Source organism: uncultured Georgenia sp. (assembly GCF_937958535.1).
Taxonomy (GTDB): domain Bacteria; phylum Actinomycetota; class Actinomycetes; order Actinomycetales; family Actinomycetaceae; genus Oceanitalea.
Genome location: NZ_CALGNQ010000264.1, coordinates 1 through 18,481, shown reverse-complemented (window position 1 = coordinate 18,481; position 18,481 = coordinate 1). Strand labels below are relative to the sequence as shown.

At 73.2% G+C, this 18,481-nt stretch carries 19 protein-coding genes and 3 tRNA genes; 12 read left to right on the top strand and 10 right to left on the bottom strand.

Annotated features, from left to right (window positions below; translation table 11 throughout):
• Window positions 1-379 precede the first annotated feature (379 nt).
• A complete protein-coding gene (locus tag Q0195_RS14430) occupies window positions 380-508 on the top strand; it encodes a hypothetical protein (RefSeq protein WP_299279757.1) in 129 nt (42 codons plus the stop codon).
• 31 nt (window positions 509-539) lie between these two features.
• Here the strand turns inward: Q0195_RS14430 and Q0195_RS14425 are convergent.
• The 3 genes from Q0195_RS14425 to Q0195_RS14415 all read right to left on the bottom strand — a co-directional run bounded on the left by Q0195_RS14425 (window position 540) and on the right by Q0195_RS14415 (window position 1,303).
• Window positions 540-622, bottom strand: a tRNA-Leu gene (locus Q0195_RS14425).
• 39 nt (window positions 623-661) lie between these two features.
• Entirely contained in the window at window positions 662-1,138 is a 477-nt protein-coding gene (bcp, locus tag Q0195_RS14420) for a thioredoxin-dependent thiol peroxidase (protein ID WP_299279755.1), read from the bottom strand.
• An 89-nt stretch (window positions 1,139-1,227) separates the two neighbouring features.
• Window positions 1,228-1,303 (bottom strand) — tRNA-Lys (locus tag Q0195_RS14415).
• A 141-nt stretch (window positions 1,304-1,444) separates the two neighbouring features.
• Between Q0195_RS14415 and Q0195_RS14410 the strand changes: the two genes are divergently transcribed.
• The 4 genes from Q0195_RS14410 to Q0195_RS14395 all read left to right on the top strand — a co-directional run bounded on the left by Q0195_RS14410 (window position 1,445) and on the right by Q0195_RS14395 (window position 4,847).
• Window positions 1,445-2,344: a hypothetical protein gene (locus Q0195_RS14410; protein WP_299279754.1), complete on the top strand. Its 900-nt coding sequence runs from the start codon at window positions 1,445-1,447 to the stop codon at window positions 2,342-2,344.
• A 92-nt stretch (window positions 2,345-2,436) separates the two neighbouring features.
• Window positions 2,437-3,042: a PepSY domain-containing protein gene (locus Q0195_RS14405; RefSeq protein WP_299279752.1), complete on the top strand. Its 606-nt coding sequence runs from the start codon at window positions 2,437-2,439 to the stop codon at window positions 3,040-3,042.
• 510 nt (window positions 3,043-3,552) lie between these two features.
• A complete protein-coding gene (locus tag Q0195_RS14400) occupies window positions 3,553-4,608 on the top strand; it encodes a YeeE/YedE family protein (RefSeq protein WP_299279750.1) in 1,056 nt (351 codons plus the stop codon).
• A 14-nt stretch (window positions 4,609-4,622) separates the two neighbouring features.
• Window positions 4,623-4,847 carry a sulfurtransferase TusA family protein gene (locus Q0195_RS14395; protein WP_299279749.1) on the top strand — a complete coding sequence of 75 codons (225 nt, stop codon included), beginning with the start codon at window positions 4,623-4,625 and terminating at the stop codon, window positions 4,845-4,847.
• A 155-nt stretch (window positions 4,848-5,002) separates the two neighbouring features.
• Here Q0195_RS14395 and Q0195_RS14390 read toward each other — a convergent pair whose 3' ends face one another.
• Together Q0195_RS14390 and Q0195_RS14385 are read right to left on the bottom strand one after the other, a co-directional pair.
• A complete protein-coding gene (locus tag Q0195_RS14390) occupies window positions 5,003-5,533 on the bottom strand; it encodes a DUF488 domain-containing protein (RefSeq protein ID WP_299279748.1) in 531 nt (176 codons plus the stop codon).
• A gap of 51 nt (window positions 5,534-5,584) precedes the next feature.
• Window positions 5,585-5,914, bottom strand: a complete 330-nt coding sequence (locus Q0195_RS14385) for a metalloregulator ArsR/SmtB family transcription factor (RefSeq protein ID WP_299279746.1) — start codon at window positions 5,912-5,914, stop codon at window positions 5,585-5,587.
• A 16-nt stretch (window positions 5,915-5,930) separates the two neighbouring features.
• Here Q0195_RS14385 and Q0195_RS14380 point away from each other — a divergent pair, with 16 nt between their 5' ends.
• A complete protein-coding gene (locus tag Q0195_RS14380) occupies window positions 5,931-6,404 on the top strand; it encodes an SRPBCC family protein (RefSeq protein WP_299279744.1) in 474 nt (157 codons plus the stop codon).
• On the opposite strand, the gene Q0195_RS14375 is transcribed toward Q0195_RS14380, so the two are convergent.
• Window positions 6,395-7,942: an SDR family oxidoreductase gene (locus Q0195_RS14375; RefSeq protein ID WP_299279742.1), complete on the bottom strand. Its 1,548-nt coding sequence runs from the start codon at window positions 7,940-7,942 to the stop codon at window positions 6,395-6,397. The two genes, Q0195_RS14380 and Q0195_RS14375, sit on opposite strands and share 10 nt — an antisense overlap.
• 37 nt (window positions 7,943-7,979) lie before the next feature.
• Window positions 7,980-8,603, bottom strand: a complete 624-nt coding sequence (locus tag Q0195_RS14370) for a pyridoxal 5'-phosphate synthase (protein WP_299279740.1) — start codon at window positions 8,601-8,603, stop codon at window positions 7,980-7,982.
• 113 nt (window positions 8,604-8,716) lie between these two features.
• Here Q0195_RS14370 and nadE point away from each other — a divergent pair, with 113 nt between their 5' ends.
• Window positions 8,717-9,562, top strand: a complete 846-nt coding sequence (gene nadE, locus Q0195_RS14365; protein WP_299279738.1) for an ammonia-dependent NAD(+) synthetase — start codon at window positions 8,717-8,719, stop codon at window positions 9,560-9,562.
• A gap of 67 nt (window positions 9,563-9,629) precedes the next feature.
• Here nadE and Q0195_RS14360 read toward each other — a convergent pair whose 3' ends face one another.
• Window positions 9,630-10,580 carry a DUF808 domain-containing protein gene (locus Q0195_RS14360; RefSeq protein ID WP_299279736.1) on the bottom strand — a complete coding sequence of 317 codons (951 nt, stop codon included), beginning with the start codon at window positions 10,578-10,580 and terminating at the stop codon, window positions 9,630-9,632.
• Between the two features lie 645 nt (window positions 10,581-11,225).
• Here Q0195_RS14360 and mtr point away from each other — a divergent pair.
• A complete protein-coding gene (gene mtr, locus Q0195_RS14355) occupies window positions 11,226-12,665 on the top strand; it encodes a mycothione reductase (RefSeq protein ID WP_299279734.1) in 1,440 nt (479 codons plus the stop codon).
• A 153-nt stretch (window positions 12,666-12,818) separates the two neighbouring features.
• Here mtr and Q0195_RS14350 read toward each other — a convergent pair.
• A tRNA-His gene (locus tag Q0195_RS14350) sits at window positions 12,819-12,891 on the bottom strand.
• A 72-nt stretch (window positions 12,892-12,963) separates the two neighbouring features.
• Complete coding sequence (gene orn, locus Q0195_RS14345; RefSeq protein WP_299279732.1) at window positions 12,964-13,674, bottom strand: oligoribonuclease; 711 nt, start codon at window positions 13,672-13,674, stop codon at window positions 12,964-12,966.
• 167 nt (window positions 13,675-13,841) lie between these two features.
• Here orn and Q0195_RS14340 point away from each other — a divergent pair, with 167 nt between their 5' ends.
• Genes Q0195_RS14340 through Q0195_RS14325 form a run of 4 tightly spaced genes read left to right on the top strand, consistent with a single transcriptional unit; the run spans window position 13,842 to window position 18,431 of the window.
• Window positions 13,842-14,891, top strand: a complete 1,050-nt coding sequence (locus Q0195_RS14340; RefSeq protein WP_299279730.1) for a hypothetical protein — start codon at window positions 13,842-13,844, stop codon at window positions 14,889-14,891.
• Window positions 14,888-16,480, top strand: coding sequence for a hypothetical protein (locus Q0195_RS14335; protein ID WP_299279728.1), 1,593 nt, complete (start codon window positions 14,888-14,890; stop codon window positions 16,478-16,480). Before Q0195_RS14340 ends, Q0195_RS14335 begins: the two co-directional genes overlap by 4 nt.
• A gap of 17 nt (window positions 16,481-16,497) precedes the next feature.
• Entirely contained in the window at window positions 16,498-17,217 is a 720-nt protein-coding gene (locus Q0195_RS14330; protein WP_299279759.1) for an ABC transporter ATP-binding protein, read from the top strand.
• A complete protein-coding gene (locus Q0195_RS14325; protein WP_299279726.1) occupies window positions 17,214-18,431 on the top strand; it encodes an ABC transporter permease in 1,218 nt (405 codons plus the stop codon). Before Q0195_RS14330 ends, Q0195_RS14325 begins: the two co-directional genes overlap by 4 nt.
• The last annotated feature ends 50 nt before the right edge of the window (window positions 18,432-18,481 follow it).

Below are 18,481 nucleotides of genomic sequence, written 5' to 3'. Positions count from 1 at the left end.
CGGTCCAGGTCCTCCGGCGGCAGCCAGGGGGTGATGTCGTCCGAGGCCAGTCCGCTCATTGGTGTCTCCGTGGTGGGTCGGTCGCGCGTGTGCACCGCGCCGCGGCGGGGCTCGGGACAGTGTAGTCGGGAGCGCGCGAACCGTTGGTAAAGCGAGGAAAACCCCGCGTGGGCAGACCCCTGCCGTGCCTCGGGAGGACCTCCTGCGGCCACAACCCGACGAAGGGAGGAGGGCCGCCGACTGGTGTGTCCTCCCGCCCGGTTGGAGACTGGTGTCGTCGACATCGGGCGGTGTCGACGACGGGCGGAGGGGGTCACCCATGTCCAGCGGGGAGCGGACGACCACCACATCGGTCAGGGACGCCGGAGCGGATCGCCGTGTGGCGCGAGGGACGACGGAGCATCGTCCCACGTGGCGCAACGAGCTGGCGGCGGACTACGAGCTCATGCGGGCACGGCTCGAGGTACGCCTGGAGTTCTCCGGCGACGACGCCGAGGAGTACCTCTAGCCGGACGCCGAGAAGGTTCGCGGTCGTCTCGTGCGCGAGGCGGGACTCGAACCCGCACGTCCGAAGGACACCAGGACCTAAACCTGGCGCGGCTGCCAGTTACGCCACTCGCGCGTCGGTCACCAGCCTAGAGGGCCGGGTGACCGGTGCTCGTCAGTCGACACCCAGCTCCCGGCGCAGCCGGGCGACGTGTCCCGTCGCCTTGACGTTGTACCGGGCGAGGGTGACCGTGCCCTGTGGGTCGACGACCACGGTGGACCGGATGAGGCCGGTGTACGTCCGGCCGTAGTTCTTCTTCTCGCCCCAGGCGCCCCAGGCCTCGCTCACCGCGTGGTCGACGTCCGAGGCGAGCGGGAAGGTCAGCGACTCCTTCTGCGCGAACGTCGCGAGCTTGGCCGGCTCGTCCGGTGAGACGCCCACGACGGCGTACCCGCGGGCCTGCAGCGCGGCCAGGCTGTCGCGGAAGTCGCAGGCCTGGGTGGTGCAGCCGGGTGTGGAGGCGGCGGGGTAGAAGTAGACGATGACGCCCTTCTCCGCCGAGGCGCGCAGGCCGGCGAGGCTGACCGGGGAGCCGTCGGCCGTCGGCAGGGTGAAGTCGGGCGCGGTGTCGCCGGGGGCGAGCTGGGGCACGGGGTCCTCCTCGTCGGTGGTTCGGCGCCCAGCATGGCACCTCCCGCCGAGGACACGAAAAAGCCGCCTCCACACGTGGAGGCGGCTGGTGGTGCGCCATCTAGGACTCGAACCTAGAACCCACTGATTAAGAGTCAGTTGCTCTGCCAATTGAGCTAATGGCGCGTGCGGCAGTCCCCAACGTTACCACCGCCGAAGGGCTCGCAGCACCATGGAGGCCCCATCGTGACGAGTGTCACCGGCGGTCCGAGCCGGCCGGGAAGGCTCGCCCTTTCGGATAAGTTGGGGAACGTGTCGAAGCCACGTGTGACTCTCGCAACCTGCCTGGACCACCCGGGCCTGCACCCCGGTGAGGAAGGACTCCCGGACGCCCTGGCAGACCGCGGCATCGACCCACGCGTCGCGGCGTGGGACGACGAGTCGGTGGACTGGTCCGAGGCCGGCATCGTCGTGCTGCGGGCGGTGCACAACTACGCCGCGCGCCGCGACGACTTCCTGCGGTGGACCCGCCAGATCCCCAAGCTGCTCAACAACGCCGACGTCGTGGAGTGGAACACCGACAAGCACTACCTCCGCGAGCTCGGCGAGCGCGGCATGCCGACGATCGAGACGGTGTGGCTCGAGCCGGACGCCGGCCTGACCAAGCACCAGGTCCACACCCGTTTCCCCTCGCTCGGCGACTTCGTCGTCAAGCCGGCGGTCTCCTCCGGTGCCCGTGACACCGGCCGCTTCACGGCGCGTGACGCCAAGTCGCGCATGGAGGCCATCCAGCACGCCTACCGCCTGCTCCAGGACGGCCGGGCCGTCATGGTGCAGCGGTACGTCCAGTCGGTCGACGAGCGCGGCGAGACCGCCCTCATCTACCTCAACGGGGTGCTCTCGCACACCGTGGAGAAGAAGGCGATGCTCCACGGCCCCCTCGCCTCACCGGGGACCGTGTCGGAGGAGCTCGTGGGCGCCCGGGAGGCCACCGAGCAGGAGCTGCGGCTCGGGGAGCTGGCACGGGCCGCGATCCACGGGTACATCAAGTCGCGCATGGGCCGCGACGCCCAGCTGCTGTTCTGCCGCATCGACATGGTCGACGGCGACAACGGTCACCCGCGGGTCATGGAGGTCTCGCTCGTCGACGCCTCCCTCTACCTGGGGACCACCGAGAACGGACTGGAGAACTTCGCCGACGCCATCGCCTCCCGCGCCTTCTGGTGAGGATGAGAGCCCGCTGAGACGGTCGTGAGAGTCCTCCCATGAAGGGCTCTGCGATGTGGTCATCACCCGGTCCCGGGGTGAGGATCGGGGGTATGCGTACCTCGACCCGCACCGCGGCCACCGCCCTCGCCCTGCTCGCGCTCGGCCTCCCGCTGGCCGCGTGCGGCGAGGATGCCCCGCCGGAGAGCCGGCCCGCGATCACCAGCGGCACCGACAGCACCGACGTCGCCACGGACGCCGCCACCGACGCTGCCACGGACGCCGCGGCGACGAACGGCCCGTCCGCTTCGCCGGACACCGCCGGCGACGTCTACGCCGCGATCGGGCTCGCCGAGGCCGAGGCCGGGGGCACCGCCTTCGAGGTGGACCGCGAGGACGACCACGGCGGGGGCTGGGAGGTCTCGGTCGCCGTGGGCGAGGAGGAGGTCGACGTCCGCGTCGACCTCGCCGGTACCGAGGTGCTCGGCACGGACCGCGACGACGACCTCGACCCCGACGAGCGTGCCGCGCTCGCCGCCGCGGGCATCACCCTCGCCGACGCGATCCGCACGGCGCTGGCCGAGGTCGACGGCGTGCTCGAGGACGTCGACCTCGACGCGGAGGACGGCACCCCGGTCTGGGAGGTCAGCATCGAGCACGATGCCGAGGTGCACGTCGAGGTCGCCACCGGAGAGGTCCGGCGCGTCGAGCGCGACTGACATCGGCGCCCCGCCGGCGGCGCCGTCGTCCCCTCGGCGGCCGTCGCCCCGGCGGGCCCGGGCCGTCGACGCAAACAGGCCTGGCCCGGCTGTCGACCCGGGAGGCCCGGCCCGGCCGTCGCCCCTGCGGGGTCCGACCGTCGACCGGCGGTCCCGGTCGACGGACGCCGTCCACCCACCGGACACCCCGCTGTGGTCCGTCTCACGCAGCGGACGGTGCTGGACCGGCCCCGTCCGGCTCCCTAGCGTCGTCGCTCGTCGTCCGACCGGACCAGGGGGGAACCATGACGCGACGCTCGACGCACCTGCCGCGCCCGACCGCCGACCACCTGTGTACCGGCGAGTGTCGGTGATGCTCGCCTGACGGCTCGAGCAACCGACCCCGGTGGTGCGCCGGCCCATCGCACCTCGCCACCTCTCGTCCGTCCCCGGGTATCCCGGGCGATGCCTGCCCGCGTGCGCTGCCGCACCGGGCCCGATCTGTCGAACCTGAGCACAGGGGTACACCTCATGGTCCTCACCGGACTTGCCGTCGGCGGAGCACTCGGCTTCGCCATGCAACGGGGACGCTTCTGCGTCACCGGTGCCTTCCGAGACGTGTGGATCGGGCGCAACACGCGCTGGATCACCGCGTTCCTCATCGTCATCGCCGTCCAGAGCATCGGCGTCTTCGCCCTCGACGCCCTCGGCGTCATCGAGCTCGGTGCTCGCGAGCTCGCGCCCGTCGCGACCATCGTCGGCGCCTTCGTCTTCGGCTTCGCGATCGTCCTCGCCGGCGGGTGCGCGACCGGCACCTTCTACCGCTCGAGCGAGGGCCTCATCGGCTCGTGGTTCGCGCTCGTCTGCTACGCCGGCTCCGCCGCCGTGATGAAGTACGGAGCCTTCGCCGAGCTCACCGCCGCAGCCCGCTCCCACACCGTCGGGCTCACGTCGATCCACGAGACGCTCGGCATCTCGCCGTGGTGGCTGGTCGCGGTGCTCGTGCTCGCCGTCGGGTACGCCGCGTCACGGCACATCGCGGCCGAGCCGAAGCTCGCCACCCTGCCCCCGCGCCGCCGCGGGCTCGCCCACCTGCTCTTCGACAAGCCCTGGCACGCCTTCACGGCAGCCGTCGTCATCGGCGTCATCGCGATCGCTGCCTGGCCGCTGAGCACGGCCGCCGGACGACCCGCCGGGCTCGGGATCACCACCCCCTCGGCCAACCTGGTGACCTTCCTCGTCACCGGCGACGTCGAGCTCGTCGACTGGGGCGTCTACCTCATCCTCGGCATCCTCCTCGGGGCCTACGTCGCCGCCAAGGGCTCGGGCGAGTTCCGCCTGCGCGTCCCCGACGCGACGACGATGGTCCGCTCGATCGCCGGCGGCACGCTCATGGGCGTCGGCGCCGCCCTGGCCGGCGGCTGCACCATCGGCAACGCCATGGTCAACACCGCCCAGTTCTCCTACCAGGGCTGGCTGTCGTTCGGCTTCATGGTGCTCGGCACCGGCGCCGCCACCCACATCTTCATCCTGCGCCACCGCCCGACCGCGCAGCGCACCGCCACCCCGTCCCTCGTGGACGCCTGATGAAAGGAGCACCCGTGCCGATCACCCTGGAGACCTCCGGACAGGTCTGCCCCTTCCCCCTCGTCGAGGCGAAGGACGCCATCGCCTCCCTTCCCGAGGGGGACTACCTCACCATCAACTTCGACTGCACCCAGGCCACCGACGCCATCCCCCGGTGGGCGGCGCAGGAGGGTTACCCGGTGACCGACTACCGCCGCATCGGCGACGCGGAGTGGTCCATCACGGTGCAGAAGAAGTGACCCCGGCGAGGACGACGACGGCGCTCACCCGGTGCCGTCGTCGTCCTGACGCCGGTGGTCGCCGGGCACCCGATGCTCGCCGGGGGAGCGTTGGCCCCCGCCGAGCTCGACCTCACCGACGTGCGGGCGTTCCCGAGCGGGAACCTCGTCCTCACCTACGACCGCCGCTGACCGCCGTCCCACACGACGAGGCCGTCGCTCAGCCGGGCACCCTCCGCGGGCTCGTGGAGGCGCTCGCGGCCGTCGTGCATGAGGTGGTGGACGGGCAGGTCCAGCACCAGTGTCGCGACATCGGCGACAATCCGGCGGTGGCAGCGCCACCACACCGACTCCGAGCACATGACCGCCACCCGGGTGTCCGCCGCCTCCGCGGCGACCTGGTCGAGCGCGTCACCGAACTCCGGCGTGCGGGTGTGGGCCGCGTAGGCACGGAAGGCCTCGACCTGCCACCACGTGTCGGGTGAGTCGGCGGGCAGCCGGCGCCGGCCGCCCAGGCGCTCCTCCCAGCGGTAGCGCACGCCCTCCTCGGGCAGCCACTGCGCCAGCGCCTCCCGCTTGACGTCCGGGTTGCGGCGGCTGCCCGGGAAGCGGCGGACGTCGACGACGAGGCCGATGCGGGCCGCGGTGAGCAGGGCGGCGAGCCCGGCGCGGTCGAGCGGGCCGTGGCCCACGGTGAGGAGCGGCATCGGGCCATTGTCGGCCGACGGCGGCGGGGCGTGCAGGCCGGCCGCCGACCCTCACCCGCGGTCGAGGTCCGCGAGCAGCTCGACCGCGGCACGGGCGTACTGGCCGATCCACCTGTCGTGGATGCGCTTGATGGGCAGCGGGGCGAGCGCGAGGTGCCGCTCCCGTCCCACCTTCCGGCCCGTGACGAGCTCGGCCCGCTCGAGCACGCGCAGGTGCTGCAGGACGGTCGTGCGGTCGAGCTCGGGGAAGTGGGCGCAGACCTCACCGGTGGTGCGGGTGCCGGACTTGAGCAGGTCGAGGATGCGCCGGCGCGTGGGGGAGGCCAGCGCCTTGAAGACACGGTCGTCGTCGTCCGACCCGTTGACCCGCCCGACAGACATGTTGTAAAAATATCACATGAAAGCCACCGACCTGTCCGAGCTCACGTTCACCGTCTCGGGGCGCATCGCGCGTCCGGTCGCCGAGGTCTACGAGGCCATCGCCGATCCAGCACAGATCTCCCGGTACTTCACCACCGGTGGCGCCGAAGGACGCCTGGAGTCCGGCACCGAGGTCACCTGGGAGTTCCACGACTTCCCCGGTCCGTTCCCCGTCCGTGTCGTCGAGGCGGACAAGCCGCGCCGCATCGTCATCGAGTGGGACAGCCAGGCCACCACCGACGAGCGCGGGATGACCCGGGTGACCTTCGAGCTCGAGCCGCTCGACGGCGACACCCGCACCCTGGTGACGATCACCGAGTCCTCGTGGCAGGTGACGCCGGACGGAGCGCGCAACGCCTTCGGCAACTGTGAGGGCTGGACCGGGATGCTCGCCGCGCTCAAGGTGTGGGTCGAGCACGGCATCAACCTGCGCGAGGGCTTCTACGCCTGAGCCCGCCGCTCAGCCCCGGCCGCACCGGCGGCGGCGCGCAGGATGTTGCGCGCCATCGACGGGAAGATGAGTACGTGGAAGGGCAGCACGGCCGCCCAGTAGAGCCGCCCGGGCACCCCGCGCGGGAAGAAGACCGCCCGCTGCCGGTAGCGTGACCCGCCACCCGGCTGCGGCTCCACCGACAGCTCCAGCCAGGCGCGCCCGGACGTGCGCATCTCCGAGCGCAGGGTGAGCCGCCGGCCGGGCTCGACCGCCTCCACCCGCCAGAAGTCGACGTGGTCACCCACCTCGAGGGTGTCGGGCCGGCGGCGCCCACGCGCCAGCCCGTAGCCGCCGACGGCCTGGTCCAGCAGCCCGCGCACCCGCCAGAGCAGGGGAGCGGAGTACCAGCCGTTGCTCCCGCCGATGCCCTCGATGACCCGCCACACCGCGCTCGGTGGTGCTGCCCCCTCCCGCTCGCGCACGTCGGTGTAGACGGTGTGTCCGGCCCACTGCGGGTCGGAGGGGAGCGGGTCGGCCGGGTCCGCCGTCGTCGTGACGTCGTCGTCCCAGGTGTGGGCGACGTCGCCGGAGAGCTGGCGGCCGACGGCGCGCCGGCAGGCCTCGGGGTAGGGCGTCAGGCCGCCGGGTGGGTCGGGCACCAGGGCGGCGATGTCGTGCTCGCGCGCGACCGCGTCCTCGGCCATCGAGGCGGCGAGCGGCATCGCCAGCCCGCGGGGGATCGGGGTGGTCATCCCGATCCAGAAGCCGGACAGCCGGGGTGCCGGGACGGGCAGGGCGTAGATCCGGCGCCGGCGCAGCCCGGCCACCTCGGCGTAGTCGGAGAGCAGCTCGCGGAAGCGCTGGGGGCGGCCGCAGCCGATGTCGAAGGTGCGGTCGACCGGCTCGTCCAGCGCGCACGCGTGGGCGAGGTAGTACAGGACGTCGCGGATCGCGATCGGCTCGACGAGGTTGTCCAGCCAGCGCGGGCCGGGCATGACGGGCAGCCGTTCGGTGAGGTGACGGATCATCTCGAAGGACGCCGAGCCCGAGCCGATGACGACGCCGGCGCGCAGCACGACCGTCGGGACCCGGGAGTCGAGGAGGATCCGCGCCACCTGCTCGCGCGAGCGCATGTGGTCCGACAGCTCGGCGAGCGACTTGTCCGGGTGGAGCCCACCGAGGTAGACGACCTGCCGCACGCCGGCGCCCACGGCGGCCTCGGCCACCGTCCGGGCGATCCCGGCCTCCTGCTCGACGAACCCCGGGCCGCCGCCCATCGAGTGGACGAGGTAGAGCACGGTGTGGACGTCGCGCATCGCGTCCCGCACCTGCTCGGGCGACTGCAGGTCCGCCTCGACGACCTCGACGTCGCGCGCCCACGGCCGGGAGGCGAGCCGGCTCGGGTCGCGGGCCCCCGCCCGCACCGTGAAGCCGGCCGCCACGAGCTCGGGGACGAGGCGCCCGCCCACGTACCCGGTGGCGCCGGTGACGAGCACACGGCGGCCCCGCCCGTGGGGCAGGGCGATGTCGAGCGGGGACGCGGGTGGCGTGGCCATCCGCCCACGGTAGGCGGGCCCGCCGCCCGCCGCAGGGTCAGGGCTGCAGGCGGCGGGCGGACCAGCCGTCGGCCGTCCGCGTGTAGGCCAGGCGGCGGTGCAGGCGCCCGGTGCTGCCCACCCAGAACTCCACCGTCTGCGCGGTGACGAGCCAGGCCCGCCAGTGGGCCGGCCGGACCAGCTCCTCGGTGCCGCGCTCCAGCTCCGCCGCCTGCTGTGCCAGGGCGGGCTCGGAGGTGAGCGGCTCGCTCTGCCGGGAGACGATCGTCGCGGCCTGGGCTGCCCGGACGCGGGCGTGGAAGAGGCGGTCGGACGCCTCGTCGTCGAGCGGGCGCGCCCGTCCGGTCAGGCGGACCTGCTGCATGGTGTCGCGCCAGTACACCGCCAGCGCCACACGCGGGTCGCGGCTCATGTCCCGCCCCTTGGGGCTCTCGGTGCTCGTGCCGAAGACGACGCCGGCCTCGGTCACCTCCTTGAGCGCGACGAAGCGGACGGAGGGGGCGCCGTCGACCCCGACCGTCGCCAGGGCGGCCGCGAGCGTGTCCGGGATCCCGGCGGTCTCGGCGGCCGCGACCCACTCCCGCAGCAGCCCGAACGGGTCCGCGGGTGGGTCGTCGAGCTCGGGGTGGGCGCCGGGAGTCCCGCTGAGCGTCCCCGTCACGCAGCACCTCCTGTGTGGTCACTGGCGGCTGCCGTGCCGCCGCCCCCGCCAGATTAGCGACCGGCCGTGCCCCCGGCAGGACTGCGGCGGTCCCCACCACTAGATTGAGCGGAATGACGGACAAGCAGCTCCAGTCGCAGATCATCGCCGCCCTCGAGGTCGTCGACCCCGACACGTTCGACGCCGCCGCCGAGGCGGAACGGCGCATCGACTTCCTCGCCCGCTACCTCCAGGACACCGGCGCCAAGGGGCTCGTCCTGGGGATCAGCGGCGGGGTCGACTCGACCGTCGCCGGGCGGCTGTGCCAGCTCGCCTGCGAACGTGTCCGCGCGGCCGGCGGCGAGGCCCGCTTCGTGGCCGTCCGGCTGCCCTACCGGGTGCAGAAGGACGAGGAGGACGCCGCCGCCGCGGTGGAGTTCATCGCCCCCGACGTCGTCGAGACGGTCGACATCGGCCCGGCCACCGACGAGCTGTGGGACCAGATCCTCGCCTCGGCCACCCCGGTCACCGACGCCCGGGACGCCTACCACAAGGGCAATGTCAAGGCGCGGCTGCGGATGACCGCCCAGTACGCCATCGCCGGCGCCCGCGGGATGCTCGTCGTGGGGACGGACCAGGCCGCCGAGGCAGCGGTCGGCTTCTTCACCAAGTACGGCGACGGCGCCGCGGACGTCACCCCGCTGTTCGGGCTGCCCAAGCGCCGGGTGCGGGAGATCGGGGTGCACCTCGGTACCCCGGAGGCGCTGGTGAACAAGGTCCCCACGGCCGACCTCGAGTCCGACAAGCCGATGCTGCCCGACGAGGAGGCGCTGGGCGTGCGCTACGACGTCGTCGACGACTACCTCGAGGGCAGGGACGTCCCCGCGGAGGACGAGGCCACGATCGTCGGCTGGTACCGGCGCACGGCGCACAAGCGCGCCCTGCCCGTGACGCCCGACGGGTACCTCGGCAGGCGCTGACCCCGCGTGACCCGCGGGCTCACGCGTCGTCCCGGCACCGGCACACCGCCGTCGGTGCGGCGGGGCCTCAGTGGCCCGCGCCGGACGTCTTCCGGCGCGGGACGAGGTGCATGACGCCGACCGCCGCAGCGCCGACGAGGAGCCCGACCACCGCCGAGGCGAGCGTGTCGACCAGCCAGGTGACGAACCCGCTCAGCGCGCCCAGGGAGCCGGTGACGGCCTCCTGGAGGCGGTGGACGAGGTCGTACGGCGAGTGCCACCCGAGCGTGTCCACACCGGCGAGCAGGATGTGGCCGCCCACCCAGAGCATCGCGATGACCCCGACGACGGAGAGCACGGCGAGCACCTTCGGCATCGCCTGGACGAGCATGCGCCCCACCCGCTGCGACAGGGGCGACTCCCGCTCGGCGAGCCGCAGGCCGATGTCGTCCATCTTGACGATGAGCGCGACGACGCCGTAGACGAGCGCGGTGATGGCCAGGGCGACGACGATGAGGATGAGCGCCCGGTTGAGCAGCGGCTCCGCGGCGACCTCGTTGAGCGCGATCACCATGATCTCGGCGGAGAGGATGAAGTCGGTGCGGATCGCGCCGCTGACCATCGTCCGTTCGTGGTCGGCGCCACGGGCCGCGGCCGGCGCCGCCGTCTGCTCCCTGTGGTGCCCGGTGACGTACTCGTAGAGCTTCTCCGCCCCCTCGTAGCTGAGGTACAGGCCGCCGAGCATGAGGATCGGCGTGAGCAGCCACGGGAGGAACTGGCTCAGCAGCAGGATCGCCGGGAGGATGAAGAGGAGCTTGTTGCGCACCGACCCGGTGGCGATCCGCCGGATGATGGGCAGCTCACGGTCGGCGGTGAAGCCGTGGACGTAGCGCGGCGTCACCGCGGTGTCGTCGATGACGACGCCCGCCGCCTTCGCGCTCGCCCGTCCCGCTGCGGCACCGATGTCGTCCACCGACGCGGCGGCGAGCTTGGCCAGTGCGGCGATGTCGTCCAGCAGCGCGGCGAGGCCACCGGCCATGGCATCCGCCTTCCGTTCCTGCGGGCGCCGTGCGCCCGTGCCGCCGAGGTCCCAGCGAGCATAGGACGACCGGCCCGTCGCGGCGCGTCCGACGCACGACGTCCCGGCCCGGCGTGTCCTCCCGCCCGCGGCCTACACGTGCGCCGCCGGGACCGGGGTGCGCTCCGCCTGCGGGCCGGCGGTGACGGGAGGTGCGGGCGCCGGCAGGGCCGCGGGCTCCGGCGGCGAGGAGGTCGTCGGCCTCGCGGCCGAGCTCGAGCGCTCCGGTCGTGCGGCCCGTCGGTGTCTCGCCCGCCTCGTCCGTCGCGACGGCCAGGCGCGGGTCAGCTGCTCGCGCCGGTAGGCGCCCTCGGCGTCGAGGAACTCGGGGGAGTAGACGTACATGGTGGTCCTTCCTGGACCGTCGGCGACGGTCCTGGGTGTGTACCCCTCCGGCGTTCAGGACCGGTGCACGTCGGTCAACGTCGACGGTCGGCGGTGTTTCGTCCCGGCTCCCCACCCGGCCTAGACTCGCTGCATCCCCCACGACCGGCTGCGCACCCCTGCCGGGGGAGACGGCCGCCGCCCGAGCGTGGACACCTCCACCTCCGCGCGGGCCCGTGCCGGCCGTTCTCGACCGTGCGCCGACGAACGATTGGAGCCCCCATGACCAGCGCTGCCCGTGGCACGGCGGTGGACGAGCACGCCCCGGCGACCGACATCGCCGTGGACGCGCACTACGACCTCGTCATCATCGGCACCGGCTCGGGGAACTCGATCCCCGGACCCGAGCTCGACGACCGGTCGATCGCCATCGTCGAGAAGGGCACCTTCGGCGGGACGTGCCTCAACGTCGGCTGCATCCCCACGAAGATGTTCGTCTACGCCGCCGACGTCGCGCTGGAGGCCCGCCAGGCCGGCCGGCTGGGCCTGGACGCGCAGGTCTGCGTCGACTGGCCGAGCATCGTGGACCGCGTCTTCGCCCAGCGGGTGGACCCGATCGCCCGCAGCGGCGAGGAGTACCGGCGCGGGCCGCAGACCCCGAACATCGACGTCTACGACCAGCACGCCGTCTTCGTCGGGGAGCGTACCCTGCGCACCGGCCAGGGGGCCGAGCAGAAGATCATCTCCGGTGACCAGGTGGTCATCGCCGCCGGCTCACGGCCCTTCATCCCCGAGGCGATCGCCGCCTCGGGCGTGCGCTACCACACCAACGAGGACATCATGCGGCTGCCCGAGCTGCCCAGGTCCCTCGTCATCATCGGTGGCGGGTACATCGCCATGGAGTTCGCCCACGTCTTCGAGGCGTTCGGCACCGAGGTCACCATCGTCTCCCGCTCCCCGCTGCTGCGGCGTCTGGACGCCGACCTGCGCGACCGGTTCAACGAGCTCGCCGCCCAGCGCTACGAGGTGGTCTCCGGGCGCACCGCGATCGGGGCCGAGGAGACCGACGACGGGGTGCGCGTGCGGCTCGACGACGGCTCCACCGTCACCGGGGAGGTCCTGCTCGTCGCCACCGGACGCGTCCCCAACGCCGACCAGCTCGACCTCGCCTCCGCCGGCATCGAGATGACCCCGGACGGCCGGGTCGCCGTCGACGAGTACGGCCGCTCCACCTCCGCCGAGGGCGTGTGGGCGCTGGGCGACGTCTCCTCCCCGTACATGCTCAAGCACGTCGCCAACGCCGAGATGCGCACCGTGCGCCACAACCTGCTCCACCCGGACGACCTGCGCCGGCTGCCGCACGAGCACGTGCCGTCGGCGACCTTCACCAACCCGCAGGTCGCCTGCGTCGGGCTCACCGAGGAGGAGGCCCGGGAGCAGGGCTACGACGTCACCGTCAAGGTGCAGCGGTACGGGGACGTCGCCTACGGCTGGGCGATGGAGGACACCACCGGCCTTGCCAAGCTCATCGCCGACCGCGCGACCGGCCGGCTCCTCGGCGCCCACTACATGGGCCCGCAGGCCGCCACACTGATCCAGCAGATGATCACCGTCATGGCCTTCGACCTCGACGTGCGTGAGGTCGCGACCGGGCAGTACTGGATCCACCCGGCGCTGCCGGAGGTCACCGAGAACGCCCTGCTCGGTCTCGACTTCGCCTGAGATGTCGCCGTTCCCGTCACGTGGGCGGGTGAGGCGGGCCGTCTCCGGCGGAGGGGCCCGCCGCCTCGTCCGCGGCGGGGGGACCATGCCCGGCCCGGGCGGGCCGGAGAACGGACGAGGCCCGGACCAGAAGCCCGGGCCTCGTTCTCCCTGGGTGAGTGACGGGACTTGAACCCGCGACACCCGCGACCACAACGCGGTGCTCTACCAACTGAGCTACACCCACCATGCGCGCCGCAATGACGCAGCAGTCCCACACTCTAGCCCGTCCGGGCCGGTGGTGGGGAACCAGGAGGCCTCAGGAGGCGGTGATGCGTGTCTCACCTTCGCTGGTGCTGCCCTCCGGCGTACTCGCCGCGCTGCCCTCCGCCGCCAGCCTGGCGATCGTCAGCGCCGTCGAGGTCGCCTGCACCGCCTCGGCCGCGGCCTTGACGGTGGCGGTGTCCGGGCCCTCGCCCTGCGGCCACAGCGCCGCCCGGTAGTAGCGCAGCTCGTCGATGCTCTCGAGGATGTCCGCCAGCGCGCGGTGCCCCCCCTGCTTCGCCGGGGAGTGGAAGTAGGCCCGGGGGTACCACCGCCGGGCGAGCTCCTTGATCGAGGAGACATCGATGATCCGGTAGTGGAGGTGCGCGACGAGCTCGGGCATGTCCCGCTCGAGAAACGCCCGGTCGGTGCCCACCGAGTTGCCGGCCAGCGGCGCCTTGCGCTCCTCCGGGACCCACCTGCGGACGTACTCCAGCACCCGCCGCTGTGCCTCCTCCAGCGACAGGCCCGAGTCCAGCTCCTCGAGCAGTCCCGAGGTGGTGTGCATCTCGCGCACGACGTCGACCATCTGCTCCACCGCGCCCGGCGGCGGCGCGATGACGAGGTCGAGCCCGGCGTCGACCGGCTGCAGCTCGGAGTCCGTGACGACGACCGCGACCTCGATGAGCGCGTCCCGGGTGAGGTCCAGGCCGGTCATCTCGCAGTCGATCCAGACGATCGCATCTTTCACTGGTTGGGCAGTCACCGCTCCACTGTAGACGGCACCCCGACCGGAGCCGTCGTCAGCCGTTACCAAAAGGTGACTTGCCAGGGAAGAAATCATCCTTGGGGACGACTCCGGGTCGGCGCTGAGTCAATAGTCTCGGCGCAGCGGGCCGGAGACAGGAGCGGGCCCCTGTCCGAGGAGCCGAGATGCGCCGTCCCCTGCCCGTAGCCGCCGCCGCGCTGGCCGTCGCCGTCCTTGCCGCCTGTGGCCAGGACGCCGCCCCGGCCGAGGACCTCTCGTGGGAGGACAGCCCGCTGAGCAAGGCGCTCGCCGACCTCTACGGCGGTGACCTCAGCCCCGAGGAGCAGGAGCGGGAGATGGCCGAGCGGGAGCGGGAGGTCCAGGAGATCATCGCCACCTGCATGGCCGAGCAGGGCTTCGAGTACATCCCGGTGACGTTCGACGACTCCTTCGTCGTGTGGGACGAGGACGACGACTGGGGCAGCCCGGAGTGGGCCGAGCAGTACGGCTACGGCATCACCACCGACCCCTGGGCCGACGAGCAGCCGCAGGAGCCGGTCGAGGAGTGGGCCGACCCGAACGACGACTACGTCATGGCGATGTCGCCCGCCGAGCAGGAGGCGTACTTCGAGGCCCTCCACGGCCCCATGGAGGAGTTCGAGGACGACGGCGAGTGGGTCGAGGACGTCGACGTGGAGTACAGCTGGGAGGACGCCGGGTGCTACGGCCTCGCCCAGCACGAGGTCTACGACCAGGGCAACGAGCAGGACATGTGGGAGGACCCGGCCTTCAGCGAGCTCTTCGCCGCCGCCGAGCGGCTCTACGACGACGTCCAGCGTGACCCGGAGGTCGCCGAGATCAACGACGAGTGGGCCGCGTGCATGGCCGACGCCGGCTTCGACGGGATGACCGCCCCGGAGGATGCCGCCGCCCCGCTCTACGAGGAGTGGGAGCGGCTCTACACCGAGGCCGAGACGCAGATCGACTGGGAGAACCTCGACTGGGACGCGATGGGCCCGAACACCGACCCGGTCCGTGACCTCATCGGCGAGGACGTCATCGCCGAGCTGCGTGAGCGGGAGATCGCCACGGCGGTGGCCGACAGCACCTGCCAGGCGGAGCTCGGCACCCAGTCCCGGTACCTCGCGGTCCAGTTCGAGCACGAGGAGAAGTTCCTCGAGACGTGGCAGAGCGACATCGAGGCGCTGGTCGCGACCTACGGGCAGGAGTCGTGACCCGACGCGTCACCTGGCGCGCCGTCCGCGCCGCCCGCCCCCGCCGGGACGACGACGCGCTGGGGGTCGCGGGCCTGGCCGCTCCGGACGACCTCGACGACGTCCCGCCGGACGTCCGCCCGCCCCGCGCCAACCGGACCATCGTGGCCATCGCCGCGACCGCCGTCGTGAGCCTCGGTGCGGGGGTCGCGCTCAGCCACCTCGTCATCTCACCCGCCCAGCGGGCCGCCGAGGCCGCCCCGCCCGAGGCCGGGCTCATCACCGTCCCGGTCGAGCAACGCGAGCTCACCACCGACCTCACGCTGCGCGGCGACGCGCTGTACGACGACCCGGTGCCGGTGAGCGTCGAGACCGCCGACCTCGGCGCGCCTCCCGTCGTCACCGGGCAGGTCCCGGAGGTGGGCGACGTCGTCGACGCCGGTGACGTCGTGCTCGAGGTCGCCGGCCGGCCGGTCATCGTGCTGCCCGGTGAGCTGCCCGTCTACCGCACCCTGCGGGTCGGCAGCTCCGGCCCGGACGTCCTGCAGCTCAAGGAGGCGCTCGCCTCCCTCCACCTCGACCCCGGCGACGTCGGCTCCGACGTCTTCGACGCCGACACCGCCTCCGCCGTCGCCGCGCTCTACGCGCAGAGCGGCTACCCGGCACCCACCGCCGAGGAGGGCGCTGAGGAGATGCTCCAGGCCGCGCGGGACAACCTGCGCGCCGCCGAGGAGGGCTTGACGCAGGCGCAGGCCGAGCTCGACCGGGCCCGCGGCGGGCCGCCGCGGTCCGAGCGGCTGCGGCTGGACACCGCGGTCGCCCGGGCCGAGCGGGCCGTCCAGGCCGCCATCGACAGCGGCGAGGGCGCCGAGGCGGTCACCCAGGCCCGAGAGGAGCTCGCCCTCGTCCGGGCCGAGCGCGAGGAGGCCCTGTCCGCGCCGGACGTGTCCGCCGAGACCGCGGCGCGCGACGCCGCGGCACAGGCCGTCGACGAGGCCCGCCGCGCCGTGGAGGAGGCCCGGCGGGCGGCAAGCACACCGCTGCCCGCCGCCGAGGTCGTCTACGTCGACACCCTGCCCCGCCGGGTGGACTCCGTGCTCGTCAGCCGGGGTGCCACCGTCACCGGGGAGGCCCTGACGATCTCCGGCGCCAACCTCCAGGTGCTGGCGAGCGTGTCGGCATCGGACGCCGCGCTCGTCTCCGAGGGGATGGCCGCCTCCTTCACCGTCGGGGACACCGAGGTCGCGGCCACCGTCACCGAGATCACCACCGGCCCGGCACGCTCCGAGGACGACGGCGGCGGCTCCGGCGGCGGGGACCGGCGTCGGCTCGTGCTCGAGCCGGTCGAGATCACCGAGGAGCAGCGGGCCGCCATCGTGGGCTCCAACGTGCGGGTGACGATCCCGCTGGAGTCCACGGGTGGTGAGGTGCTCGCCGTCCCGGTCGCGGCGCTCACCGCCGGCCCGGGCGGCGAGAGCCGGGTGGAAGTGGACCGCGGCGAGGGACGCACCCAGATCGTCGTCGTCGAGACCGGCCTCACCGCCGGCGGCTACGTCGAGGTCCGCTCCGCCGAGCTCGGCGTCGGCGACCTCGTGGTGGTGGGCGGGTGAACGGGCCGCCCCTGCCGGTGACGGACCTGCACGACACCGCCGCACCGGACGACGCGCACGCCGACCGCCCCGTGGTCGACCTGCGCGCGGTGACCCGCTCCTTCCCCGGGCCACCCGTCGTCCACGCCCTCCACCCCACGACGCTGCGGGTCGAGCGCGGGGAGTACCTCTCCATCGTCGGGCCCTCGGGCTCGGGCAAGTCGACCCTGCTCAACCTCCTCGGGCTGCTCGACCGCCCGACGAGCGGGGAGTACTGGCTCGACGGCATCCCCACCCACACCGCCGAGGAGCGGGAGCGCACAGCCCTGCGGGGCGGGCTGATCGGCTTCGTCTTCCAGGCATTCCACCTGCTCCCGCACCGTACGGTGCTGGAGAACGTCCTGCTCGCCACCATGTACTCGGGCACCCCGCGCAGCGAGCGGCTGCGCCGGTCCTACCAGGCTTTGCGCCGGGTCGGGCTGGAGCACCGCATCGACTTCCGGCCCACCACGCTCTCCGGCGGCGAGCGGCAGCGGGTGGCCGTGGCGCGCGCGGTCGCCACCTCGCCACGGTTGCTGCTCGCCGACGAGCCCACCGGCAACCTCGACAGCGCCACCTCCCGCGAGGTGCTCGACCTCTTCGACGAGCTCCACGCCGACGGCCTCACCCTCCTCGTCATCACCCACGACGACGCCGTCGCCGCCCGCGCCCAACGCCGGGTGCGCATCACCGACGGCGTCCTGCGGGAGGTCGCGTGAAGGGCTTCGGGTTGCGCGACCTCCTCCGGGAGTCGGGGCACGGCATCGGGGCGCGGCCGGGCAAGCTCGCCCTGACGATCCTCGGCACGGTGCTCGGCATCGCCGCACTCGTCGTGACGATCGGGATGGCCCAGACCGGCGGGGGGCAGATCGCCCGCCAGTTCGACGCCGTCGCCGCCACCCAGGCCGTGGTCGAGCCGGGCACGACACAGGGGGCGGACGGGTCGAGCCGGGCCCGGGTCGCCCTGCCGTGGGACACCCCGGAGCGGCTCGGGCGTCTCAACGGGGTCGAGGCCGCGGTGCTCCTCGCCGACGTCGACGCCGGGGACCGCCGGGTGACCTCCGTGCCGCTCGTCGACCCGGCCGCGGCGGCGCAGGTGCAGCCGCACATCGTCGCGAGCTCGGAGCAGCTGCTGCCGGCCCTGCGCGGCACCCTGGCCACCGGCCGGATGTTCGACTCGGGCCACGACACCCGCGCCGACCGGGTGGCCGTGCTCGGCGCCGCGGCCGCGGAGCGGCTCGGGATCAACCGGGTGGACTCCCAGCCGTCGATCTTCATCGGCGAGGAGGCCTACACCGTCATCGGCATCGTCGAGGACGTGGCCCGACGGCGCGACGTGCTCGACGCCGTGGTCATCCCGCTCGGCACCGCCCGCGCCGACTTCGGCCTCACCGCACCGTCCCAGGCGCAGGTGCGGATCGCCGTCGGCGCCGGTCCGCTGCTCAGCGAGCAGGCGCCCGTGGCGCTGGCGCCGAACAACCCGGAGAACATCAGCGTCCAGGCGCCCAGCCTGGGCAACCGGCTGCGCGAGAACGTCCAGGCGGACATCAACGCGATCTTCCTCGCGCTCGGTGGGGTGGCGCTCCTCGTGGGCGGTCTGGGCATCGCCAACGTCACCCTGCTCGGCGTCATCGAGCGGGTGGGGGAGATCGGCCTGCGGCGCGCGCTCGGGGCAAGCCGCCGGCAGATCGCCGCCCAGTTCATCCTCGAGTCCGTGACGATCGGCCTGCTCGGCGGGCTCATCGGTGCTGCGCTGGGTTCCTTCGCCGTCGTCGGGATCAGCATCGCGCAGGCGTGGACCCCGATCCTCGACCTGCGTCTCGTCGGGGGCGCGGCGCTGCTCGGCGGCGTCATCGGCCTGGTCGCCGGCACCTATCCGGCGCTCAAGGCGGCCTCCCTCGAGCCCGTCGCCGCCCTCCGCGGCGGCCTCTGACGGCGCCCCAGCCCACTTCCCGCCGAGAGCCCACTTTCCACCGAGCGCTC